This window comes from Streptomyces sp. NPDC044106 (assembly GCF_056433985.1).
On sequence record NZ_JBWKFZ010000010.1, the window covers coordinates 246557 to 269667 of the forward strand.

General features: G+C 72.3%; 25 protein-coding genes. 10 read left to right on the forward strand and 15 right to left on the reverse strand.

What is annotated here, in order from left to right; all coding sequences use genetic code 11:
• Positions 1-152: 152 nt before the first annotated feature.
• Positions 153-620, reverse strand: a complete 468-nt coding sequence (locus AC07DI_RS20145) for a MarR family winged helix-turn-helix transcriptional regulator (protein WP_478905455.1) — start codon at positions 618-620, stop codon at positions 153-155.
• 118 nt (positions 621-738) lie between these two features.
• Between AC07DI_RS20145 and AC07DI_RS20150 the strand changes: the two genes are divergently transcribed.
• Together AC07DI_RS20150 and AC07DI_RS20155 are read left to right on the forward strand one after the other, a co-directional pair.
• Positions 739-1773, forward strand: a complete 1035-nt coding sequence (locus tag AC07DI_RS20150; protein WP_384263449.1) for an NADP-dependent oxidoreductase — start codon at positions 739-741, stop codon at positions 1771-1773.
• A gap of 119 nt (positions 1774-1892) precedes the next feature.
• Positions 1893-2321 carry an organic hydroperoxide resistance protein gene (locus AC07DI_RS20155; RefSeq protein ID WP_384263452.1) on the forward strand — a complete coding sequence of 143 codons (429 nt, stop codon included), beginning with the start codon at positions 1893-1895 and terminating at the stop codon, positions 2319-2321.
• Positions 2322-2415: 94 nt separating this feature from the next.
• Here AC07DI_RS20155 and AC07DI_RS20160 read toward each other — a convergent pair whose 3' ends face one another.
• Positions 2416-3576 (reverse strand): serine hydrolase domain-containing protein, encoded by a 1161-nt coding sequence (locus AC07DI_RS20160; protein WP_478905456.1) that lies wholly within the window; start codon positions 3574-3576, stop codon positions 2416-2418.
• A gap of 86 nt (positions 3577-3662) precedes the next feature.
• On the reverse strand, positions 3663-6317 hold the full coding sequence (locus AC07DI_RS20165; protein ID WP_478905457.1) for a M14 family zinc carboxypeptidase: 2655 nt from the start codon (positions 6315-6317) through the stop codon (positions 3663-3665).
• Positions 6318-6454: 137 nt separating this feature from the next.
• Between AC07DI_RS20165 and AC07DI_RS20170 the strand changes: the two genes are divergently transcribed.
• On the forward strand, positions 6455-7312 hold the full coding sequence (locus AC07DI_RS20170; protein WP_478905458.1) for an EI24 domain-containing protein: 858 nt from the start codon (positions 6455-6457) through the stop codon (positions 7310-7312).
• Here the strand turns inward: AC07DI_RS20170 and AC07DI_RS20175 are convergent.
• Positions 7270-8559 carry a pyroglutamyl-peptidase I gene (locus AC07DI_RS20175; RefSeq protein ID WP_478905459.1) on the reverse strand — a complete coding sequence of 430 codons (1290 nt, stop codon included), beginning with the start codon at positions 8557-8559 and terminating at the stop codon, positions 7270-7272. The genes AC07DI_RS20170 and AC07DI_RS20175 overlap by 43 nt on opposite strands.
• A gap of 139 nt (positions 8560-8698) precedes the next feature.
• Positions 8699-8983 carry a hypothetical protein gene (locus tag AC07DI_RS20180; RefSeq protein ID WP_384263464.1) on the reverse strand — a complete coding sequence of 95 codons (285 nt, stop codon included), beginning with the start codon at positions 8981-8983 and terminating at the stop codon, positions 8699-8701.
• A 157-nt stretch (positions 8984-9140) separates the two neighbouring features.
• On the opposite strand from AC07DI_RS20180, the gene AC07DI_RS20185 reads away from it, so the two are divergent.
• Positions 9141-9737, forward strand: a complete 597-nt coding sequence (locus AC07DI_RS20185) for a TetR/AcrR family transcriptional regulator (RefSeq protein WP_478905460.1) — start codon at positions 9141-9143, stop codon at positions 9735-9737.
• 270 nt (positions 9738-10007) lie between these two features.
• Complete coding sequence (locus tag AC07DI_RS20190; protein ID WP_384263469.1) at positions 10008-10664, forward strand: LysE family transporter; 657 nt, start codon at positions 10008-10010, stop codon at positions 10662-10664.
• Here AC07DI_RS20190 and AC07DI_RS20195 read toward each other — a convergent pair.
• The 3 genes from AC07DI_RS20195 to AC07DI_RS20205 form a co-directional block, all read right to left on the reverse strand.
• Positions 10624-11049, reverse strand: coding sequence for a phosphotransferase (locus AC07DI_RS20195; RefSeq protein ID WP_478905461.1), 426 nt, complete (start codon positions 11047-11049; stop codon positions 10624-10626). The genes AC07DI_RS20190 and AC07DI_RS20195 overlap by 41 nt on opposite strands.
• Positions 11050-11135: 86 nt before the next feature.
• The gene (locus AC07DI_RS20200; RefSeq protein WP_478905462.1) at positions 11136-11315 is read right to left on the reverse strand and encodes a hypothetical protein; all 180 of its coding nucleotides are present in this window, start codon (positions 11313-11315) and stop codon (positions 11136-11138) included.
• A 304-nt stretch (positions 11316-11619) separates the two neighbouring features.
• Entirely contained in the window at positions 11620-12186 is a 567-nt protein-coding gene (locus AC07DI_RS20205; RefSeq protein WP_478905463.1) for a TetR/AcrR family transcriptional regulator, read from the reverse strand.
• Positions 12187-12304: 118 nt separating this feature from the next.
• Here AC07DI_RS20205 and AC07DI_RS20210 point away from each other — a divergent pair, with 118 nt between their 5' ends.
• The gene (locus tag AC07DI_RS20210; protein WP_384263474.1) at positions 12305-12691 is read left to right on the forward strand and encodes a nuclear transport factor 2 family protein; all 387 of its coding nucleotides are present in this window, start codon (positions 12305-12307) and stop codon (positions 12689-12691) included.
• Between the two features lie 25 nt (positions 12692-12716).
• Here the strand turns inward: AC07DI_RS20210 and AC07DI_RS20215 are convergent, their stop codons facing one another.
• On the reverse strand, positions 12717-13298 hold the full coding sequence (locus tag AC07DI_RS20215) for a TetR/AcrR family transcriptional regulator (RefSeq protein WP_478905464.1): 582 nt from the start codon (positions 13296-13298) through the stop codon (positions 12717-12719).
• Positions 13299-13449: 151 nt separating this feature from the next.
• Between AC07DI_RS20215 and AC07DI_RS20220 the strand changes: the two genes are divergently transcribed.
• Positions 13450-14625, forward strand: a complete 1176-nt coding sequence (locus tag AC07DI_RS20220) for an agmatine deiminase family protein (protein WP_478905466.1) — start codon at positions 13450-13452, stop codon at positions 14623-14625.
• 97 nt (positions 14626-14722) lie between these two features.
• Positions 14723-15376, forward strand: coding sequence for a GNAT family N-acetyltransferase (locus AC07DI_RS20225; protein WP_478905467.1), 654 nt, complete (start codon positions 14723-14725; stop codon positions 15374-15376).
• Here the strand turns inward: AC07DI_RS20225 and AC07DI_RS20230 are convergent.
• The gene (locus AC07DI_RS20230; RefSeq protein WP_478905558.1) at positions 15279-16244 is read right to left on the reverse strand and encodes a LysR family transcriptional regulator; all 966 of its coding nucleotides are present in this window, start codon (positions 16242-16244) and stop codon (positions 15279-15281) included. The genes AC07DI_RS20225 and AC07DI_RS20230 overlap by 98 nt on opposite strands.
• A gap of 166 nt (positions 16245-16410) precedes the next feature.
• Here AC07DI_RS20230 and AC07DI_RS20235 point away from each other — a divergent pair, with 166 nt between their 5' ends.
• Complete coding sequence (locus AC07DI_RS20235; protein ID WP_478905468.1) at positions 16411-17616, forward strand: NAD(P)-binding domain-containing protein; 1206 nt, start codon at positions 16411-16413, stop codon at positions 17614-17616.
• Between the two features lie 37 nt (positions 17617-17653).
• On the opposite strand, the gene AC07DI_RS20240 is transcribed toward AC07DI_RS20235, so the two are convergent.
• On the reverse strand, positions 17654-18565 hold the full coding sequence (locus tag AC07DI_RS20240) for an SGNH/GDSL hydrolase family protein (RefSeq protein WP_478905469.1): 912 nt from the start codon (positions 18563-18565) through the stop codon (positions 17654-17656).
• A 341-nt stretch (positions 18566-18906) separates the two neighbouring features.
• Here AC07DI_RS20240 and AC07DI_RS20245 point away from each other — a divergent pair, with 341 nt between their 5' ends.
• A complete protein-coding gene (locus tag AC07DI_RS20245) occupies positions 18907-19401 on the forward strand; it encodes a DUF3145 domain-containing protein (RefSeq protein ID WP_356261936.1) in 495 nt (164 codons plus the stop codon).
• Between the two features lie 80 nt (positions 19402-19481).
• On the opposite strand, the gene fabF is transcribed toward AC07DI_RS20245, so the two are convergent.
• The 4 genes from fabF to AC07DI_RS20265 all read right to left on the reverse strand — a co-directional run bounded on the left by fabF (position 19482) and on the right by AC07DI_RS20265 (position 23110).
• On the reverse strand, positions 19482-20744 hold the full coding sequence (fabF, locus tag AC07DI_RS20250; RefSeq protein ID WP_478905470.1) for a beta-ketoacyl-ACP synthase II: 1263 nt from the start codon (positions 20742-20744) through the stop codon (positions 19482-19484).
• 73 nt (positions 20745-20817) lie between these two features.
• A complete protein-coding gene (locus AC07DI_RS20255; protein WP_030777934.1) occupies positions 20818-21066 on the reverse strand; it encodes an acyl carrier protein in 249 nt (82 codons plus the stop codon).
• 100 nt (positions 21067-21166) lie between these two features.
• Positions 21167-22171, reverse strand: a complete 1005-nt coding sequence (locus AC07DI_RS20260) for a beta-ketoacyl-ACP synthase 3 (protein WP_478905471.1) — start codon at positions 22169-22171, stop codon at positions 21167-21169.
• 27 nt (positions 22172-22198) lie between these two features.
• The gene (locus AC07DI_RS20265; RefSeq protein ID WP_384259684.1) at positions 22199-23110 is read right to left on the reverse strand and encodes an ACP S-malonyltransferase; all 912 of its coding nucleotides are present in this window, start codon (positions 23108-23110) and stop codon (positions 22199-22201) included.
• Position 23111 lies beyond the last annotated feature (1 nt).

Genomic DNA, 23111 nt, shown 5'->3' on the forward strand with positions numbered 1-23111 from the left:
GGGCGTCGTCTGGTGCGTGCGATCGCAAGGCGCCGGGAAGTCCTCGTAGCAGAGCTACTAGGGCTTTTCGGCAACGCGGCGAGCGTGCGTGCCAGGCGGCGACCACCCGGCCGGGGATATGACACAGGCTCTAACGCCCCCCGGCAAGCCACTCAGCCCTCTTCGCCCAGCATCCTCCGCAAAAGCCCGCGCAAAGCGACCCGCTCGTCCCGGGACAGCTCGGCCAACGGCTCCCGCGCGAAGTGCAGGGACTCCCGCAGGCTACGGGCGACCTCGGCGCCCTCCTCCGTCGGCGCTGCCAGCTTCACGCGGCGGTCGGTCGCGTCGGGGCGCCGCTCGACGAGGCCGCGGGCCTCGAGGCGGTCCACGATCCCCGTGATGTTCGACGGCTCGCACTTCAACTTCTGCGCGATGCGACGCATAGGCATAGGTTCCAGGGAGAGCAGACCCAGTACGCGGGCCTGCGCCCCGGTCAGTGAATGCCCGGCCGCGGCCTCCTCGTACTCCTCGTGGTAGCGCGCCACGACCGAGCCGATGAGCTCGACCACCTCGAGCGTCAGCGGGTCGGAGCGGGGGGACGGGGTACCGGCCCCGGAGCTGCTGGACGTGCTGCTGGACATGTTCTTCAGGTTACCGGGTTACTTGACATCATGAAATATCCAGGAGCATGGTTGTTTCATACTCTGAAGTATTTGTCGTACCGCCATCCATGGCACCGTCGTAGGAGGACACCCCCTCATGTCCGTCACCCCTGAGCAGCAGCTTCCCTCCGTCAGCCGCGAATGGCACCTCGTGCGGCGCCCCGAGGGCTGGCCGGTCCCGGAGGACTTCGCGCTGCGCGAGGCCCCCGTCGAGGCCCCGGCCGAGGGCCGCGTCCTGGTCCGCAACCTCTACTTCTCCGTGGACCCGTACATGCGGGGCCGGATGAACGACGTGAAGTCGTACGTGCCGCCGTTCCAGCTCGACCGCCCCATGGAGGGCGGCGCGGTCGGCGAGGTCGTCGCCTCGAACGCCGAGGGCTTCGCGGTCGGCGACCACGTCCTGCACTTCGCGGGCTGGCGCGAGTACGCCTCCGTCCCCGTCCAGCACGCCACCAAGGTCGACGCGCAGGCCGCGCCCCTCTCCGCGTACCTCGGCGTACTCGGCATGACGGGCCTGACCGCGTACGCCGGGCTCCTTGAGGTCGCCTCCTTCAAGGAGGGCGACGCGGTCTTCGTCTCCGGCGCCGCCGGTGCCGTCGGCGGTCAGGTCGGCCAGATCGCCAAGCTGAAGGGCGCCTCGCGCGTTGTCGGCTCGGCGGGCTCGGACGACAAGGTCAAGCTCCTCGTCGAGGAGTACGGCTTCGACGCGGCCTTCAACTACAAGGACGACAAGCCGGTCGCCGAGCAGCTCAAGGAGGTGGCCCCCGACGGCATCGACGTCTACTTCGACAACGTCGGCGGCGAGCACCTGGAAGCCGCCATCAGCCGTCTGAACGTGCACGGCCGCGTCACCATCTGCGGCATGATCGCCGGGTACAACGACACCGAGCCGACCCCGGCCCCGCGCAACCTCGCCCTGGTCATCGGCAAGCGCCTGCGCCTTCAGGGCATGCTCGTGCAGGACCACAACGACCTCCAGCCCGAGTTCGTGCGCGAGGTCGGCGCCTGGGTCCGCTCCGGCGAGCTCAAGTACAAGGAGACGGTTGTCGAGGGCGTGGAGAACGGCGTGGACGCATTCCTCGGCATGCTCCGCGGTGAGAACACCGGCAAGATGATCGTCTCCCTCGCCTGAGGGCCTGTGTGGCGTCCGCCGGGACGCCCGCCAGGCGACTTCCGGTATCCGATAACCTAATTCCACAAACCGTGGTTGTGGGCGCGCACCACGTCACATCTCAGGAGGAACAGGAACTCATGTCCATCCAGAAGATCGACGTCAAGTACACCGCCGTCGCCACCGCAGAGAACGGCCGTGACGGCCGCGTGGCCAGCGACGACGGCAAGCTCGACGTCGTCGTGAACCCGCCGAAGGAGATGGGTGGCAGCGGCGCGGGCACCAACCCCGAGCAGCTCTTCGCCGCCGGTTACAGCGCCTGCTTCCAGGGCGCCCTCGGCGTGGTCGCCCGCAAGGAGAACGCCGACATCTCCGGCTCGACCGTCACCGCCAAGGTCGGCATCGGCCAGAACGAGGCCGGCGGCTTCGGCCTGGAGGTGGCGATCACCGCCTCCATCCCGAACGTGGACGCGGCCACCGCGCAGTCCCTGGTCGAGAAGGCCCACCAGGTGTGCCCCTACTCGAACGCCACGCGCGGCAACATCAAGGTCGAGCTCTCGGTCGCCTGACCCGCTCGCCGTACGTACGACGGAGGGCCGCACCCCGGAATCAATCGGGGTGCGGCCCTCCGTCGTGCCTGCCTACGGGTGTCGCCCCAGCCGCTCAGCCCGCCGCGAGCACCGCCTCGTGCACCACCCGGGCGAGCCGCTCGTTCTCCGGCGCCGAACCGCCGGGGAAGGCGTACCGCCGCCGCGCGTACCCGTAGGCGAGCCCGCTGCGCGGATCGGCGAACGCCTGGGAGCCGCCCGCGCCGCTGTGCCCGATCGAGCCCGCGCCGAGGAACGGGAACAGGACCTCGGACGTGGCCTGGAAGCCGACCGCGAAGATCTTGTGCGCCTGCGACACCAGGTCGTACCCGACCGACTGGATCTGCCCGAACTCGGCGACCGTGTCCGCCGTGAGGAGCGCCTCGCCGCCCTCGACACCGGTGACGGCCGCCGCGTACATCCCGGCGAGGCCGCGCGCGGAGGCCACGCCGCCGACCGAGGCGGGGCCCTTCGCGCGTATCGCACGGGAGTTGGGCAGGGCCTGGAGGTCGGTGGGCCGAGCCGCGTTGCGGTTGAAGGCGATGGAGTTGAGGCTCTGCGGCCCCGTCGGCACCGACGCGAGGAGCGCCTGCTGCTCGGGCGTCGGGTCCATCGGCAGGACCGAGTGGAACCGGCTCTCGTGCTCCTCGGGCAGGCCGAGGAAGAAGTCGAGGCCGTGCGGTGCGCGCACCCGCTCCTCGTACACCTCTTGCAGGGTCCGGCCGGTGGCGCGGAACACCACCTCGCCGGAGAGCGCCCCGATGGCGAGGGCGTGGTAGCCGAAGGCGGTGCCGGGGCGCCAGTACGGGCGCTGCGCGGCCAGCCGCTCGGCGATCGCCCGGTCGTCGGCGAGTTCCTCGGGCGAGAAGCCGGTGTCCGCGCCCACCACGCCCGCCCGGTGTGCGAGCAGTTCGCGCAGGGTCACCGCACCCTTGCCCCCGGCGGCGAACTCCGGCCAGTAGTGGGCGACTTCGCGGTCCAGATCGAGCGTGCCGTCCTGGACGAGCAGGGCGACGACGAGATGGGCCGCACCCTTGGTGGACGAGTACACCCCGTACAGCGTGTCCGCGTCCGTGTCGGGGCCGGCCCACAGGTCGACGACCTTGCGGCCCTTGACGTACGCGGCCAGCTGCCCGGCGTAGCGGGGGCCCTCGGCGGCGAGGACGGCGGTGAACTCGTCGCGCACGGTCTCGTAACCGTCGGCGACAGTGCCCTGCACTCGGATTTCACGGGTCATACGGGATGGCCTCCGGGGGCGCGTCGGAAATGATCTGTGTCCGCTCAACCGCCGCGCCGCCGGAACTCATTCCCGCTGGTCCCCGCCTACCGGCGAACGCTCAGCAAAGCCTGCCCGACCTGCGAGAACATCCCCTTCGGGTGGTCGCGGAAGAGCGGCTCCGTGCCGAAGAGCACCACGTTCGCGCCGCCCGCCGATCCGCTGACGACCGAGGCCTGGCCCGCGGCTTCGGCGGGTCCTCCGGAGCCGTCGTCCAGCGCCCGCCAGTGCCCGGACAGCAGGGGGTTTCCGCTGCCGTACCTCTGCTCCACACGCACCCCGGGGCCGAGGTCGGTGAACCACATCGGCGCGTAGACGAAGCTGTGGTCCGGCGCCCCGCCGGTCACCGCCCCGCCGGTCACCCTGCCGCCGCCCGTGTTGGCCACGCGGACCACGCCGTTGGCGTCGCCGTTGCCCTCGACGGGCTCGGCGGCGAGCAGCTTCGCGTCGGCGTTCAGCGCGGCCCCGACGGCTCCCCGCCCGACGAGCCCGCCGCCCCCGGAGAGGAACCGGTCGAGGCCGGCCCTGGCCGCCGGATTCAGCTTGCCGCGGTCGAGTCCGGCCGACACGAAGAGCACGTCCGCCTTCCTCCAGTCGAAGCCGGAGTTGAGCACGGCGGTCGACACGGGCACCACGTCGAAGTTCATCTCCCGCAGCGCGAACAGCTCGCCCGGCGTGACGGCCGCGGCGACCCGTGTGCGGTGCAGGGCGGCGCCGCCCCGGGCCCTGGCGGCCTCGAAAGCCACGTCGTACTTCCGTGCGGCGGCGGTCGCGGCACGGCGCGCGGACGACGGCAGGACGGCGTTGCCCTCGCGGTCACGGCGGACCGGAATGCCCTGCGATAGCAGGGAGTTGAGGGCTTCGAACTCGCGCGGGTCGTCCAGTCGCAGCCGCAGGTCGCCGTGTGGCGCCACCCGGCCGATCGGCGTCGCCGCGCGTACCGGGCGCGTGTGGACGCCGCGCAGGTCACCGTCCTGGACCACGTCGACGCTCGCGCCCCAGAGGCGCCCGAGGCTCCACCCCGAGATGTCGTACATCGTCGACACCTTGTCGCTGATGTCCCGCCCGTCGGCCAGCATCACATTGGCCAGGCCCCGCTTCGGCTGGTGCATGTCGACGACGTACGAGCCCTTCGGGTACGTCCGTCCGCCGAGCCGGAAGCCGCGCCCCGCCCGCTCCACCCGCACGTCGTTGGCGACCAGATGGTCCACGAGCCGCGCCGCTGCCGCCGCCGAACGCTGACGGCCCCCGCTCGCCGGAATCACGTACGCGCGCGGGAACTTGGTCGTGTACACGTCCTCGGGGCCGATCCCCGGCACCCCCGGAACCGTCTCCTCCGACACCGGCACCTGCTCGGCACCGGCCGCGCCCCGCCGGAAGACCTCGATCTGGTCGGCGATCACCGAGCGGCGGTGGCTGTCGGTGTAGGCGAGGGTGGCGCGCATCGCGGCGCCCGCGATGTCGACGTTGACGGCGGCCCTGCGCCGGAGCTCCGCGACGGGCTGCGTCTCGTACTCCTCGTTGTTCACCTGCATCGGGAACTCGATGGTGTGCGTGGCGACCGCGCCGTGGAAGGGCAGGTACTGCGGAGTGAAGATCGGCGGCCAGTCGTCCCAGCCCTCCTGCTGGTCGCGGAAGGGGATGACGGGCGGCTTCACGCCGTCCTTCTCCTCGGTGTAGCCGAGGCCCTTGATGGCGGCCTCCATGCCGAGGGCGTTGGCGTAGGCATTCTTGAGGAAGAGGTCGTACTCGTAGTTCTCGCCGTGCGGGGGAGTGGTCGGCTCGATCAGTGTGCCGTTGACGTATCCGTGCAGGTCGATCATGACGGCGGGCTGCTTGACGACGGCGATCCGCCGGATCGCGCGGGACTCGGGCTGCGAGGCGGTGATGAAGTCGCGGTTGAGGTCGAAGCCGCCCGCGTTGGCGCGGGTGCCGGCGATGCGGCCGTCGGGGTTGCTGGTGACGTTGAAGTAGAGGCGGTTGTGCGCGAGCAGGTCCCGGCTCTTCTCGTCCTTCGCCCTCGCCAGCCTCTCGATGAGCTTCAGGGCGGCGTCGGTGCCCTCCCACTCGTTGCCGTGGATGTTGTTGTTGATGAAGACGGGCGTCTTGTACGAGGACTTGATCGCCTGGTCGTGGGCGGCGGCCCGCGGCGCGTTCTCGATGCGCTCGCGCATCCGCGCCTGCCGGGCCGTCTCACGCGCGGACTCGGGCGCGGTGACGGTCACGAGGTAGAGCTGGTGACCGCCCGCGGAGCGGCCCGCGATCTCCACGCTGACGCGGTCGCCGATGCGTTGCAGGGCGTTCAGCTTCGGGGCTATGCCGTGGTACGGCGTGAGCCCCAGTTTTATCGATTTGTCGGCCGGGTTCTCCGGGGGCGCGGTGAGCCTCCGCTCGCGCGGGTAGCCGCGGCCGTTGTCGCTGCCGAGCTTGTCGCTGCCGATCTCGTCGGTCCCGGGCCCGTTGCTGCCGGGGCCGGGGGACCGCGTATCGGCGAGGGCGCGTTCGGCGGCTTCCGCCGGGGCGTCGGCGGCCCGTTCGGCGCCGTTCGGCGAGCCCTCACGGACGACCGGACGCGGCGTCGGACCGGCAACCGCGCTGCCCGGGGCGAGCGCGGTGAGGACCAGGGCGCCCGCGGTGACGGCGGTGATGGCGGTGACGGCGGTGGTGAGCGATACGGTGCTCGACGGCCGGGATATACCCATACGTACCTCCGGGGGATCGGTATGCGAGGTCTTACCGGCTCAACTCCCCCGCAACAAGAGGGCCTTGTGCCCCGCCTGTGACAGAGCCGCCGCCACCCCACGCAGACCGCCGCCCACCTGCGGCTAAGGTGTGCCGCATGCGCGATCTGGGTGTGGGCTTCGGCTACTTGGTGAAGGGGCAGCGCTGGGTCGCCCGGCACGGCCGGCAGTACGGATGGGGACTGCTGCCCGGCCTCATCACCCTCGTCCTCTACGCGGCTGCGCTCGTCGCTCTCGCCCTGTGGGGCGCCGATCTCGTCGGCTGGGCCACGCCGTTCGCCGACGACTGGTCCTCGCCCTGGCCCGGCATCTTCCGCGGCTTCCTCACGGCCCTGCTCTTCGCCCTCGCGCTGCTGCTCTCCGTCCTCACCTTCACCGCCGTGACGCTGCTCATCGGTGAGCCGTTCTACGAGTCGCTCTCCGAGCAGGTCGACATCGCCGAGGGCGGCCACGCACCGGAGTCCGGGCTGCCGCTCTGGCGGGACCTGTGGATCTCCGCCAGGGACAGCCTCCGCATCCTGGTGCGGGCGGCGCTCTGGGGCGTGCTGCTCTTCGCGCTCGGCTTCGTCCCGGTCGCGGGCCAGACCGTGGTCCCGGTGATCGGCTTCTGCGTGACCGGGTTCTTCCTGGTGGAGGAGCTCACCGCCGTCGCCCTGCAGCGCCGCGGCGTGGAACTGCGCGAACGGCTCACCCTGCTGCGCTCCCGCAAGCGGCTGGCCTGGGGCTTCGGCGCGCCGCTCGCCGTCGCCTTCATGGTGCCGTTCGTCGCGGTGTTCCTGATGCCGGGCGCGGTCGCGGGGGCGACGCTGATGGCCCGCGACCTGCTCGGCGAGAACGCGTCGGGTGGCGGCGACGGCGGCGACGGCGGCGGCAGTCGTTCAAGGGCCGGCGCCGGTGGCGGTCCGGCCGCCGGTCAGGACGACGACGCGGCCACCCGGAGGATCCCCCGCACCTGAGCGATGATGTCGAGCCGGTTCCGCACGAACTCGGGATCGGTGACGTCACCCGTCGCCGGATCCGTGTTGCCCGCGCCGAACTGCAGCACCGGCGTGTGCACATGGCCGCCGGGCAGCCGGTCGTGCAGCCCGAGCCGGTCCCGCAGCAGCGTCGCGCGGTAGCCGATCTCGTTCGACAGGTAGTCCCCGCCGCCGCCCGCGCGCGCCGTCGACCCCTCGGTGGGCCCGCCGGGCCGGACCACGGGCTCGGTGCCGCCCGCCGGAATCTCGGTCACGGACGTGTTGTCGTACACGGGGAAACGGCCTGTCCGCGCGTCCGCGATCTTCTTGTACGGGAGGGTCGTCGACGTCCACTGAGGCTGCGAGCCGGGGTCGGTCACCGGGATGGTCTCCGTGCGCGACACGTTGTCGTTGTCGGCGAAGCCGCCGCGCCAGGCACCGTTGGTCCGCTCGATGTCGAACCGGCCGACGCGTCCCTGGCTGATGGTGGTGAAGAGGTCGACGCGCGGCAGGTGCGGCCGCAGCGCCCGCTCCACGGCGCCGTCGGCGAAGTCCTGCCAGCGGACCGGGAAGACGACGGCCTCGATGCGCGCGGGCCCGTCGGGGGTCCGGATCGTGGTGCCGTCCAGGGCGAGGGCGGTGGCGCCGGACGGATTGCTGATACGGACGTCACGGTCGAGGGTGAAGGGGTCGAAGCCGGTGACGAGGATGCGTTTGATGTGCTTGTGGCGGGTGGGGGAGGGGCTGCTGTTGTCGCTGTTGCCGCCGTGATAGTCGACGGAGTCCTGGCCGCGGGAGGTCCGCTCCAACTCGCCTATGAGCCGGGCTCGTCGGGTGTCCGTGAGGGAGAAGCGCGCAGGCTGCCACGTCCGCAGCTCCCGCGTCATGCCGAGCCGCGCCCAGTACAGCGGCCGGTCGTCGTCCCGGCTGAGGGCCGCCCCGGAGGACCCGGCGGGCCCGTGCCCCTGCGCCCGGCCGACGGCCCGCCGCCACAGCGACCTGCCCTCGCGGGCGACGAGTCGCCGTGCCTGGCCGTAGGAGTGGGAGGCGCCGAGCGCACGCGCGAGATCCGGGGCCACGGAGTCGAATCCGCTGCGCCGAAGGATCTCCTGCGGGGCGGCGCGGTCGAGCCGCGCCTCCTCGGCGGTGGGGGCGGCACGCCCGGCCGGGGCGGCGGAGGCGGGGGCCGGGGCGGCGAGCCCGGCGAGGAGAGCGGCGACGCCGAGAGCGCCAAGTCGAGAGAGCACGCGAGTCCTTCCGTAACCGGTGGGGTGGCGGAAGTATCGCGGGGCGGGAGGGGTGAGGGCTAGATCGGGTCTGCGGGACGGGAGGAGTGAGGGCTGGATCGTGACCCGAGGCGGTGCGGTGCCGCGCGGTGGCGGGCGCCTACCGCGTCTTCCGCAGCAGTCGGGCGCGGGCCGCCGCCGCGAGCAGCGCGCAGCCGAGCGCGCCGACCACCAGGTCCGTCCAGGCCGGGGCACCGGCCTCGCGCAGCACGGCGGAGACGCCGAAGCCGGTGTCCCAGCCGGCCTCCGTGATCGCGGAGCCGAACCCCTGGATGAGCAGGATGAAGCCGAAGAGGGTCAGCATCCCCACGGACGACTTCTTGCCCTGCCCGTTCTGTCCGGCCTCGCCCTGTCCGGCCTTGTTCTGCCCGGTCCTGATCGCCATGCGTATGTCTCCCCGAATGCGGCGCCTCGCGTACCACGACGGCGCGGCGCCACTCGTTCCGATGCGGTCGCATCAGATCATGCCCGGAGACGGGATACGATGCAACCGCATCGAAAAGATCCGGCCCGCCCGGCGCCCCGACGAAAGGCATCCGCCCGTGCCCAGACAGGTCGACTACGAGGACCGCCGCAGCCGCATCGCCGAAGCGGTCTGCGCCCTGATCGCCCGCTCCGGGATGGAGTCGGTCAGCCTCCGCGACGTCGCGGCGGTGGCGGGGGTGTCGATGGGCGCGGTCCAGCGCTGCTTCCGCACCAAGGAGGAGATGCTGCTCTTCGCGCTGGAGGGCATCTCACAGCGGATCGGCGACCGGGCGAAGGCCCGCATCGAGGCGTCGGGCACCCCGCGATCGGCCGTGACCCTGCTCCACCGCACGCTGTCGGCGCTTGCCCTCGTCGAGCCGGAGGACAGGGCGGAGGCGCAGGTCTGGGGCGCCTTCGTCGCGCACGCGGCGGTGAGCGAGCGACTGGCGGCGGTGCTGCGCGAGACGTACGCGAAGTCGCACGAACTCGTCGCCTGGCTGCTCGGTTACGGCCAGGAGACCGGCGACTTCCGCCCCGGCTTCACCCCGGCCGCCGAGGCCGCCACCTTGCTGGCCCTGACGGAGGGCCTCACGGCCCAGGTGCTGGTGGGCCACCAGACACCGGGCACGGCACGCGAGATCTTGCGGCGGTACGAGGACGGGTTGCGGGCGTAGACGGGGGGATCGGACTGGCCACAGGTGGGCGTGTTCCGGTCGGCGCGGTACGCGGAGTGATCCGGCGAGCGGCAGGGTCGGCCAAGTCGGCGACAGACAGTCCGCGACCCCATCCTGCGTGCGGCGCGCCGTGGGAATTCGGTTGCCGCTACCGCTCGCCTCCCGGCACGCTCGGCCCATGAACACGCTCCGGACTGCCGCCACCCCGCCCCCGCGCCCCTTTGCCGCTCGTCCGGCACGGAGCGGGCAGCAGGCCGGCCGGCAGCGGTCATGGAGGCCGATTCGCGCGTACGCGTGAGCGAGGTCCTGGTCGCGGGGCTTCTCGCCGGGTACGGCATCGCCATGCCGGTCGGCGGAGTCGCGACCCACCTCGTGGCGCTGACCGCCCGCACGTCCCTATGGACCGGAGCCCACGCCGCCCTGGGAGTCGCCACCGCCGACGGCCTGTACGCCCTGCTCGCCGCGGTCGGCGGCGCCTCGCTGACCGGCGTCGTCGAGCCGGTCATGACGCCCTTGAGGTGGGCCTCGGTCCTGGTGCTCGTCGTACTGGCGGCGCGGGGCGCGGCGACGGCGGTCCGCCGGTACCGCGCGCGCGACGCGGCCACCGCGAGGACCGGCACCCCCCTCGGCCCCGCCCGTGCCTACACCGCCCTGCTCGGGCTCACTCTCCTGAACCCCGCCACAATGATCTACTTCGCCGCACTCGTCCTCGGCAGCCCGGCCACCGCCACGCTGACGCACCTGGAGCAGACGGTGTTCGCGCTGGCCGCCTTTGCTGCCTCGGCGAGCTGGCAGCTGCTCCTCGCAGGCGGTGGGGCGCTGCTGGGCCGGGCGCTGACGGGTCACCGGGGCCGTCTGCTCACGGCGCTCACGTCGAGCGCGCTGATCACGGGCCTTGCGGTCCAGCTCCTGCTGAGCACCGGGTGAGCGGCGCGTCGTCGTCGCGCGCGGCCGGACCGACTGCCCGGCCGTGCCCTCCACCGCCGTCGGATGGTGATGACTCCGCCGTCGGATGGCCGAGGACGCGGCTCGCGATACCGGCCGTCACGGGGTTCGTCTCCCGGTAGTACGCGAGTTCGGCGAGGGCGACCGTGAGCGCCCAGCCCCGGCCGCGCGCCCACGTGGCGTCGTCGGCGGCAGGGCCGAGCGCGGTGCGGAAGGCCTCACGTGCTTCGGGGGTGGCCGTCAGGTACCAGGCCGGGGTCAGGTCGACGGCGGGACCGCCCGTGCCCATGCATCCGAAGTCGCTGACGACGGTGAGCCGGCCGCCGGGGCCGACGAGGACGTCGCCCGGCTGCAGATCCGCGTGCACTCAGATGGCGGACCTACACCCTGACGGGGCGTCAAGTGCGGTCTGCCACACGGCTGTTGTGCCCGCTCGTCCACGGCGCCCCGCAATCACGTGAGCGTCGCACGCGTCTCGGCGTCGCATCCCGCCGGCGGATCACTGCGGTGGGCGGCGGGCGCCCCGGCCGCGCCCACCCCTCGTAGAGCGAGCAAGAACTCCGCGACGTCCTTGGAGGGCAGGAGGGGGTCGGCGAGTACGTGATCGGGGTCGGGGTCGGGGTCGGGCGTCACACCGTCCAGCCACCGGAAGACGGGCCAGGCCGGTACATGGCGTCGGACGTCCCCGCGGAGTCCACGCGCTCCACATGGAGCCCGGACCACGCCGGGAACGGGCGCCGACCAGCCGCCGCACGGGCGCCTCGTCGGTGTCGGCCTCGTCCGCGTGCATCTTCCCCCGGTCAACCGAATTGGCGTGCGGCATGGGGGTCCTTCTGTTCGAGCGCCGCCGAGAGCTCGGGGGAGTGCGTGCCGGGCGTCCGGGCGCGGGGCGGCGCAGGCCGCCTCCGCGAGGGGCGGATCGGGGGCCGGGCTCAATCTAGGGCTGCTCGATGAACTCCGCGACAAGGTCGCGGACGTATGCCTCGTCCGTACCGGGTATCGAGAAGACCACCCGGAAGTAGAGCGGCGCGACGATCCGGTCCAGGACCCGCTCCAGGGGCGGGGGTGCCTCGCCACGCTCGCGCGCCGTGTCGAGGACGGGCCCGAAGCGCTCGGTGACCCGGCGCAGGCACTCGCGCAGGCCGTCGTGCCGCTCGTCGACGTCGGGCGCGACCTCGGCGCGGAAGAACGCGATGCCGCCGGGCCGGGAGAGCTCCGTCAGGGTCCAGATCGCCTGGTTCTCCAGGTCGGTGCGCAGATCGCCGAGGAGCGGGGGCGCACCGGCCTCGCCGCGGTGCTCGGCGACGTCGGCAAGGAGCGCGGCGAGACTGCCCCAGCGCCGGTAGAGGGTGCTGGGGTTGACCCCCGCGCGCTGGGCCACCGCGGGCAGCGTCACCTGGTCGGCACCGCGCTCGCCCACCAGCGCGACCGCGGCGCTGTGGACGGCGGCACGGACGCGGCTGCTGCGGCCTCCGGGCCGCCTCGTCGGTACGTCAGTGTTCACCCCTCCACCTTAAAGCAAAGACTTGCGCCTTAGGGGCCGGAGTGGTCTAGAGTCGCACTAACGCACAGATCACCGCTTTAGCGAGATCGCCGCTTCAGCGTCTTCCGAAGGGATCACCATGTCCACCGACGAATCCGCCCTCGCCCTCGGACGCAGCTTCCACCGGGCCCTCGTCTCGGGCGACTGGGACGCCATCCGGGCCCTGCTGCACGACGACGCCACCTGGACCCTTCCCGGCGACAACACCATCTCCGGCACGGCCGACGGCGCCGACGCCGTGGTGGAACGCGCTCGGCGGATCGCTTCGTACGGCCTGAACTTCGAGCTGCTGCACATCCTGGTCAGCAGGGAGAACATGGCACTCTCCCTGCACAACACCGCACGCCGGGAGGACGCCGTCCTCGACGAGTACCTGGCCACGGTCTGCCGACTCCGGGACGGCAGGATCGCGAGCATCGAGACCTACCTCTCCGACGTGCCCGGGATGAACGCCTTCTTCGCCTGAGCGCCCCGGCGTCGAGGCGGTCGGGTCAGGGCCGCCGCAGCTCAAGAGCGACGGCCCCGCGGAGCAGCTCGTGCGCCCGGTCGAGAGGCAGCGTGCCGCTCAGCCACCGCTCGCTCAGCCCCTCGACCAGCGCGCTGAGCCGCTCGGCCGCCGCCTCCGCGTCGACCCCGGGCCCGGCCTGCCCGGTGTCGCAGGACCGCCGCACCAGGTGCGCGAGGTCGTCGACCCACTCCCGGGTCGCGGTGGCCAGCTGCTCCCGCAGCTCCGGGTCGAAGACCGCGGTGGCGCGCAGTTCGCCCCAGGCCGCGCTGTTCTCCCGTACGTGCGGGGTGTCCTGGAGTTCGAGGAGCAGCAGGCCGGTGAGGCGGGCGCGGGGGGCGTCGTCCGGGGAGGCGTCCGGGGCGGGGTCGGTGTAGCGGACCGCCCGACGGCTGATGAACTCCAGCGTGCGGCGGAGCAGCCCTGCGCGGTCCTTGAAGTGGTAGTAGATCAGGGCGGTCGAGACGCCGGCCTCCGCGGACACTTCCTCGACGCGCAGCCCGCGCACGCCACGGCGGGCGATGAGCCGGGCGGCGGCTTCGAGGATCTGGGTGGGCCTGTCCGGCATCGCGTACTCCACTGCTCCGCCGCCTTTGAGGGCTGGCTGTCGACTCTCTCCGGTGCCCGATCATGCCTCAAGCCCTCGCGGGACACCCCTGCCGTAGGCTCGTCCTGACCAAATTTTCAGTCAGGGGGAATCGATCATGTCGTTCGGGCGGATGACCAGGCGTCGGGTCGTACGGGCAGGGATGGGGGCCGGGGCCCTCGCCGCCCTCGGCGGGACGCTGAGCGGCTGCGGCGGCGAGCAGGGACAGAAGCGGGGCGGCCGGGGCCAGGACGGGGACCGGGAACGTGCCGGGCGCGCCGCGCCCACAGCCACCCCCGACGGCCGCCGCCGCATGCCGGAGGAGGCGGCGCCGCACGAGCTGACGTACATGTCCTGGCCGAGCCGCCGCATCTGGAAGTCCGACGTGCACGCCGTGCGGCAGGACATCGCGCGGATCGCCCGGACGATCGCCGAGTTCGAGCCGGTGACCCTGCTGGCGAACGAGCGGGACGTGGCGGCGGCCCGGCGCGCCTGCGGCTCGGGCGTGACGGTCGTGCCGGTGCCGGTGGACGACCTGTGGATGCGGGACACTGGCCCGAGCTTCGTCCTCGGCCCGGACGGCATCGCGGGCGTCGACCTCAACTTCAACGGCTGGGGCGGCAAGCAGGAGCACGGCCGCGACGGGAAGGTGGCGCGGACGGTCCTCGCCGACCGGCGCATCGCCAGGATCGAGGCGCCCCTCGTCGGCGAGGGCGGCGCGATCGAGACCGACGGGGCGGGCACCCTGCTGGCGACCGAGAGCTCGCTGGTCAACGGCAACCGCAACCGAGGCAGGTCCCGCGCCGACATCGAGCGCGCGCTCAAGAGCCTGTTCGGGGTGACCAAGGTCCTCTGGGTGGCCGGTGTCCGGGGCGAGGACATCACGGACTGCCACATCGACGCGCTGGCCCGGTTCACCGAACCCGGCGTGGTCCTCCTGAGCACCCCGGCCCCGACGGCGCCGGAGGATGTCTGGTCCAAGGCGTACGCCCAGGCGCGCGCGGCCCTGGCCGGGGCGACGGACGCCCGCGGCAAGCGCCTCGAGACCGTCTCCCTGCCGGAACCGGTCGACATCGGCCGCCGCGGCGACGGCTTCCTCGCGACCTACGTGAACTACTACGTCGTCAACGGCGGCGTGATCATGCCCCGCTTCGGCGACCGCAAGGCGGACGACGCGGCGGCGTCGACCGTGCGGGACCTCTACCCGGACCGACGGGTCACCCAGCTCCCGGTGGACACCCTCGGCGAGGGCGGCGGCGGCATCCACTGCGCGACCCAACAACTGCCGAAGGCGCACCGCGACGACTGAGGCGAGGCGGTGCCCTTCGCTCGATCCGTTACGTAGGGTCGGGCCCGAGAAGCGCGCGAACGGCGCGTGCGCGTGACGGACAGGGGGAAGAGGCCAGGTGACGGAGACCGAGACTGTGACCGAGGCCGAGGTCGAGACGCCGGTAGCCCAACCCGGCCCGACCGCACCGGGGTTGACCCTCCGCCCATGGCACCCCCGTGACGCCCCCGCCCTCCTCGCGGCCCACCGCGACCCGGTCATGCGCCGCTGGCTCGTGACGGACCTGACGAACGCGACCGAGGCGCGCCGCTGGATCGACGCGCAGGGCGAGGCGTGGGCCGACGGCACCCGCTTCAGCTTCGCTGTGATCGATGCCGATGCCGATGCCGATGCCGATGCCGATGCCGATGCCGGACCGGTAGCCGGGGCCGACCGCCTCCTGGGACACGTGACGCTCAAGGTGCGGCCGGACGGTTCGCGGTCCGGTGCCGCCTCGGAGGTGGGGTACTGGACCGTGCCCGAGGCCCGCGGCAAGGGCGTCGCCCCGCGCGCCCTGGAAGCGGTCTCCCGCTGGGCGTTCGCCACGCGACGCGCGCTGCCGCCCGGCCGCCTCGAACTTCTCCACGCCGCCGCCAACCGCGGTTCCTGCCGCGTCGCCCAGAAGTGCGGCTACGTCATGCACTCCGTACTGCCGCCCTTCCCGCCCGACTGTCCGGGAGAGGGGCACCTCCACGTCCGCGTGGACCGAGCGACCCCCGCGCCGCCTCCCTGAGCGCCCGCAGGAACGGGCTCGTCGCCGGTGCCGGAGTCAGGCCCCGCGCCGTCGCCGCGTACACCGTCCGGCTTGGCAGGCCCTCGTCCCGTACGGGAACCAGCGCGATGTCCGGCCGTACGCCCTCCGCCGCGAGCGCCGGTACGAGGGTGACGCCGAGGCCCGCCGCCACGTAGCCCTGTTTCGCGGTCCACTCCGCGACGACGTGTGCGACGCGGGGCCGGAAGCCGTGGCGGAGTGCCGGGCCGAGGAGGGTTCCCTCGCCGCCGGGGCCGCCCGCTATCCACGGCTCGGCGGCGAGCCGGCTCAGGCGCAGCTCCGGCTCGGCCGCCAGCGCGTGGCCCGCGGGCAGCGCGACGTACAGCGCCTCGTCGAGCAGGTGGTGCAGCTCGTACGCCTCGCCGGGCAGTGCGCCACCCGTCGTCGACACCACCGCCAGGTCGAGCTCGCCCTCCGCGAGGCGGGCGAGGAGATCGGCCGTCAGGCCCTCCTCGCGGGTCAGGGTCACCTGGGGGTGGCGGGTGCGGAAGGCCGCGATCGCCCGGGGCACGAGCCCCGCGTCCGCCGTCGCGAACGCCCCGACCCGCAGCGGTCCGCCCGCTGCCTCCCGCAGTGCCGCCAACTCCCGGCCCATGGAGCCCAGTCGGTTCAGGATCTCGTGCGCGTGCGGGAGCAGCGCCCGCCCCTGCGCGGTCGGACGCACCCCGCGTGGCAGCCTGTCGAAGAGCGGCGCCCCGCCCAGCGCCGACTCGAGAGCGGAGACCTGCCGGGACACGGCGGACTGCGTCCAGCCCAGCTCCCGCGCGGCCACCGTGAACGACCCGTGCCGGGTCACCTCGACGAAGGTCCGCAGCCAGACGGTCGACAGCTCCGGCGGTGAGGATGGCGGGGATGGCGGGGATGGCGGGGATGGCGACAGGGGTGGCGGCGAGTGCGGCGGCGCGTCCGCTCTCCGTGCGGCATGCGGGTTCGGCATGGCTCGCATGCTAGACATTCGCTTGTCGCATCCCGTGTCCGGGCCTAGCGTCGGCGGCATGGAAAAGATCGCATTCCTCGGACTCGGCCGCATGGGCGAACCAATGGCGCGTCAACTGCTCGCCGCAGGACACCCGTTGAAGGTTTGGAACCGCACCCCGGAGAAGGCCGGACCGCTCGTCGCGACGGGTGCCGAGGCCGCCGCGAGCCCCGCCGACGCCGTGCGCGAGGCCGACGTCGTCATCACGATGCTCGCAGGCCCCGACGCCGTGCGCACGGTCGCCGACGCCCTCGTCCCCGCGCTGCGCCCCGGCGCGTACTGGGTGGAGATGTCGACCGTCGGACCCGATGTCGTAAGGGAGTTGGCGGGCCGCGTCCCCGCCGGTGTCACCCTCGTCGACGCCCCCGTCATGGGCAGTACCGACAAGGCCGCCGAGGGGCGGCTCGGCATCCTCGCGGGCGGCGACGCGGCCGGCGTCGAGCACGTACTCGCCCGCTTCGGGCCCGTCACCCGCACCGGCGCCCTCGGCTCCGGCGCCGCGCTCAAGCTCGTCGTGAACACCGCCGTCATCGGCGGTGTGGGCCTGGTCGCCGAGGCCATGAAACTCGCCGACGCGCTCGGCCTCGACGAGGCCACCGCCAAGGACGCCCTCGCCGCGGGGCCGCTCGGCGGCGCCGTCGCCCGCGCCTTCGCGACCGGCGTGCACTTCGGCAGCGATCTCGCCGTCAAGGACATCACCCTCGCCACGGAGTCGGCTCGACTTCCGATGATGGAAGCGGTGTTGGGCCACTTCGAGGCAGCTGCCGCCGACCCCGACGTCGTCCACGAGGACGTCGCCCGCGCCGTCACCCACATCCGCACCCGCCACGCCCGCCCGATGCGGATCACCATCGACAACCCCGCCTCCGCCCCGCAGCCCTTCGGCCCCTACTCGCAGGTCGCCCGCGTCGAACACGCCGACGGCGGCGTGCTGTTGTACGTCTCGGGCCAGTGCGCCGAGGGCGACGGCATGGCCGCCCAGACCCGCGGTGTCTTCGACGCCCTGAAGCGTCTGCTCGAGGCGCACGGCGCGGGACTCGACGACATCATCAACATCCGTACGTTCCTCACCGACATGGACGGCTTCGCCGACTACGCGGCCGTCCGCAAGGAGTTCCTCACCGGGACTCCGCCCACCAGCACCACCGTCGCGGTCTCACGGCTCGTCCCGCCGCGGGCGCTGGTCGAGGTCGAGGTCGTCGCCGCCGTCGCCCCGCCCAGGTAGGACCACCGCCGTTGAGCCACCCGCTCAAGCAGCCTGCTCAAGCCACCCGCTTGCGCGACGTCACCTGTCGATAGGCGAGCTCGGCCAGCCGCGACTGCCCGTTCTTGCTGGGGTGGAACCAGTCCCAGTGGCTCAACTGGTCACCGTCGAAGCGGTAGTCGAAGACCGCCCCGCCGTCGTAACGGCAACGCCGGTCCTTGTCGCACACCTCTTCGAGGACCTTGTTGTACGCGACCACGCGATCCCGCACCGTGTCGCGCCGCTGCGTCGCCCTGGCGTCGAGGTCGTCCGGGTCGGCCAGCATCGAGGCGCAGATGCCCAGCTTCCACACCTGCTTGCCCAGCGGATTGGCCCGCCCCTGGGACCAGAGCCTCTTGAGATCCGGCACGGACGCCACGTACACCTGCGCCTTCGGCAGCTCGCGGCGGAGCGTGCGCATCGCGTCCTCGAAGTCGGCGCGGAACTGCGCGACCGGGGTCATCGAGGCGGCCGAGGGGCGGCAGGCGTCGTTGGCGCCCGTCATCACCGTCACCAGTTCGGGGCGCTCGGCGGCGGCCTGCTCGATCTGGCCGGCGAGATCCGCCATGCGCGCCCCGGTCTTCGCGTGGTTCCAACTGTGCGAGGCGGCCCGCCCCTTCCCGAGCAGCCGCGTCGCCAGGCTGTTGACCTCGCCGTCGGTCCCGGTCGCCCAGGACGCCTCGGGGCAGTCGGCGAGCACCGAGCAGGCGTCGAAGCCGCGGGTGATGGAGTCGCCGACGGCGGCAAGCGAGCGGGGCGAGGTGTCCCAGACGGGCGTAGGCGTGGGGGACGGCTTGCCGTGGGCCGGTGGCCCGCCCGGCGCCGAGGAGTTGTCGCCCTGCGCGTCGCACGCGGTGAGCGCCCCGCCGCACAGAAGGGCCGCCGTCGCCATAGCGACCCCGGCGCGCGAGCGGTGCCTGCGGATCCGCATCCCCTGCTCCCCTCTGTCGTTCAACGTGACGTCATGCGTGCGGCCGGGGTTGCGCCCCGCCGGGTGAAAGGTCGGAGCTTCCTGGCCTTCGGACCGACCGTACGTCACACTCCTTGCGCCGCCGCACGGTAGCCTCGGCCCGTAGCCGCCGGGCCGCCGCTGTCACGGCAGCGACAGGGCGGGTGGCCCACCCGGTGGCGCCCCGCTGCAGTGGTTCCGCTAAATTACATCACGTCACATCTGTCCCCTTTTCCCAGTTTTATCTAGTATTTGGGAAAACTGCTCGGCACGGGCGCGAGGCCGCCGGGGAAGGCGAACCTCGACCCACACTGGAGGTCCCGGTGACGACACGTGGAGTTCTGTACGTGCACTCCGCTCCGCGCGCGCTGTGCCCACACGTCGAGTGGGCCGTCGCGGGCGTGCTCGGCGCGCGCGTGAGCCTCGACTGGATCAGGCAGCCCGCGGCGCCGGGCACCTGGAGATCCGAATTCTCCTGGCAGGGCTCGGTGGGCACCGCGTCCAAGCTCGCCTCCGCCCTGCGCGGCTGGGACCTGCTGCGCTTCGAGGTCACGGCGGAGCCCTGCGCGAGCGCCGAGGGAGAGCGCTACAGCGCCACGCCCGAGCTCGGCATCTACCACGCCGTCACCGGCATCCACGGCGACATCCTGATCCCCGAGGACCGGTTGCGCGCCGCGCTCGCCCGCTCGCAGCGCGGCGAGAGCGACCTGGCGGCCGAGCTGGCCAAGCTTCTGGGCAAGCCCTGGGACGACGAGCTCGAGCCCTTCAGGTACGCGGGCGAGGGCGCGCCCGTGCGGTGGCTGCACCAAGTGGTGTGACGTGACGCGAATGGGCCCCCACCGGATGGTGGGGGCCCATTCGCTTGCGTACGGCAGACACTCAGACAGGTACGACAGACTCAGACGGTCCGGAACGCCAGGACGACGTTGTGGCCGCCGAAGCCGAACGAGTCGTTCAGCGCCGCGATCCTGCCCTCGGGCAGCGGGCGGGCCGTGTCACGGATGACATCGGCGTCCACCTCGGGGTCGAGGTTCTCGATGTTGATCGTCGGCGGGGCGATGCGGTGCTTCAGCGCGAGGACCGTGGCCACGGTCTCCACGCCGCCCGCGCCGCCGAGCAGGTGACCCGTCATCGACTTGGTGCTGGCGATCGCCATGTGGTCGACGTCGTCGCCGAACGCCTTGCGCAGCGCCTTGATCTCCGCGACGTCACCCTGCGGCGTCGAAGTCGCGTGCGCGTTCACGTGCACGACCTCGGCGGGCTTCAGGTCCGTCGTGTCGATCAGGTTCTGCAGCGCCGCGGCGATGCCGTTGCCGGACGGCTCGGGCTGCGTGATGTGGTGGGCGTCGGCCGAGATGCCCTGGCCGACGGCCTCCGCGTAGATCTTCGCGCCGCGGGCCTTGGCGTGCTCCTCGGACTCGAGGACGATCACGCCCGCGCCCTCGCCGAGCACGAAACCGTTGCGGTCCGCGTCGTAGGGACGCGAGGCGCCCTGCGGGTCGTCGTTGTTCTTGGACATCGCCATCATGTTGCCGAACGCGACGATCGGCAGCGGGTGGATCGCCGCCTCGGTGCCGCCCGCGACGACGACGTCGGCGCGGCCGGTGCGGATCATCTCTACGGCGTAACCGATGGCCTCCGCGCCCGAGGCGCAGGCCGACACCGGGGTGTGGACGCCCGCCTGGGCACCCAGCTCGATGCCGACGTTGGCCGCCGGGGAGTTGGGCATCAGCATCGGCACGGTGTGCGGGGAGACGCGGCGTACGCCCTTCTCCTTGAGCACGTCGTACTGGTCGAGCAGGGTGGTCACGCCGCCGATGCCGGAGGCGATGACCGCGCCGAGGCGGTGCGGGTCCACGGAGGAGTCCTCGCCCGCCTTGGCGGTGTAGCCGGCGTCCGCCCAGGCCTCCTTGGCCGCGATCAGCGCGAACTGCGCCGAACGGTCCAGCTTGCGGGCCTGCGGCCGGGGAATGATCTCGCCCGGCTCCACGGCGATCTGACCGGCGATGCGGACGGGCAGCTCGGCTGCCCAGTCCTGCTCCAGCGCGCTGACGCCGGAGCGGCCCGCGAGCAGGCCCTCCCACGTCGACGCGGCGTCGCCACCCAGCGGTGTGGTTGCGCCGATACCGGTGACGACCACGGTGCGATTGGTCGAGTTCACAGGAAATTTCTCCACGATGTTGAGGGGATCAGCGGCGCCACCGCCGGGTGGCGACAGAGCAGACAGAGCTGGGTCAGTTCTGGTGCTCGAGGATGTACTTGGTCGCGTCGCCGACCGTCTTGAGGTTCTTGACGTCGTCGTCCGGGATCTTGACGTCGAAGCGCTCTTCGGCGGCGACGACGACCTCGACCATGGACAGCGAGTCGACGTCCAGGTCGTCGGTGAAGGACTTGTCCAGCTGGACGTCCTCGACCGGGATGCCGGCGATCTCGTTCACGATCTCCGCGAGACCGGCGACGATCTCTTCCTGAGTGGCGGCCATGTTGGCGCTCCTTCTTATGTATCCAGAGGGTGTGGCGCCCGCCGCGGCAGCGGCAGGTTGGTTTTACAGCCGTACGGACCGGGTGATCCGGACGGTATGCCTAGGGGAGGGTAACGACCGTGGCGGCGTACACGAGACCCGCCCCGAAGCCGATGACGAGCGCGGTGTCGCCGCTCTTCGCCTCGCCGGTCGCCAGGAGCCGCTCCATTGCGAGCGGGATCGAGGCGGCCGAGGTGTTGCCGGTGGTGCGCACGTCACGGGCGACCGTGACATGTTCCGGCAGTTTCAGAGTCTTCACCATCGAGTCGATGATCCGCTCGTTGGCCTGGTGCGGAATGAAGACATCCAGGTCGTCCGCGGTGATTCCGGCCGCGTCCAGCGCCTGCTGGGCGACCTTCGCCATCTCGAACACGGCCCAGCGGAAGACCGCCTGGCCTTCCTGCGTGATGGCAGGGTACTTGGCAGGCGCACCGCCGTTGCGGTACACGTCCCAGGACTCGGTCTGCTTGATCGTCTCGGACTTGTCGCCCTCCGAGCCCCAGACCGTCGGGCCGATCCTCGGCTCCTTGGAGGGGCCCACGATCACAGCGCCCGCGCCGTCACCGAACAGGAACGCCGTCGCGCGGTCGTGCAGGTCGGTGAGGTCGCTGAGCCGCTCCACGCCGATGACGAGGACGTACTCGGCGGAGCCCTCGACGACCATGCCCTTGGCCAGCGTCAGGCCGTAGCCGAACCCCGCGCAGCCCGCGGAGATGTCGAACGCGGCGGGCTTGCCCGCGCCGATCTTGTCCGCGATCTCGGTCGCGATGGCCGGGGTCTGCTTGAAGTGCGAGACGGTGGAGACGACCACGGCACCGATCTGCGCGGGCGTGATGCCGGCGTCGGCGATCGCCTTGCCCGCCGCCTCCACGGACATCGCGGCCACGGTCTCCTCGTCGGAGGCCCAGTGGCGGGTCGCGATGCCGGAGCGGGAGCGGATCCATTCGTCGGACGAGTCGATCGTCTCCAGGATCACCTCGTTCGGCACGACGCGCGTGGGACGGTAACCGCCGACACCCATGATCCGCGCGTACGGATGGCCCTGACTGGCCTTGATCTTCGACATGCGCTACGGCTCCTTGTCAGCTCTCGGCTAGGAATGCTCGGCGACGAGCGCACGGGCCGCGTCGAGATCGTCGGGGGTCTTCACCGCGAGCGTCGTGACGCCCGGCAGGGCGCGCTTGGCGAGACCGGTGAGGGTGCCGCCGGGGCACACCTCGATCAGCGCCGTCACGCCCATCTCCTTGAAGGTCTCCATGCACAGGTCCCAGCGGACCGGGTTGGCGACCTGGCCGACCAGGCGGGAGATCACTTCGGTGCCGTCGGCGACCGTCCTGCCGTCGCGGTTGGAGACGTAGGCGAAGCGCGGGTCGGCGACGACGAGGTCCTTGGCGGCCTCCTCCAGCGCGGCCACCGCGGGCGCCATGTGCTCGGTGTGGAACGCGCCCGCGACCTTGAGGGCGATCACCTTGCGGACGCCCTCGGGCTTGTCCTCCGCGAGGGCGGCGAGCTGCTCCAGGGTGCCCGCGGCGACGATCTGGCCCGCGCCGTTCACGTTCGCCGGGGTCAGGCCGAGCTTCTCCAGGTGCGGGACGGTGACCTCGGGGTCGCCGCCGAGCAGCGCGGCCATGCCGGTCTCGGTGACCGCGGCGGCCTCTGCCATGGCGAGGCCGCGCCTACGCACGAGACGCAGCGCGTCGTCGTCACCGAGCACACCGGCGTACGCGGCGGCGGTGATCTCACCGACGCTGTGTCCGGCGACGGCGCCCGGCGTGATGTCACCGAGTGCCGCGGCGGAGAGCAGTCCAGCGGCCACGAGCAGCGGCTGGGCCACCGCGGTGTCGCGGATGGCGTCCGCGTCGGCCTGGGTGCCGTAGTGGGCGAGGTCGAGCCCGATGGCGTCGGACCAGGCGGCGAGGCGGTCGGCGGCGCCGGGGAGGTCGAGCCAGGGGGTCAGGAAGCCGGGCGACTGAGCGCCTTGGCCGGGAGCGACGAGTACGAGCACT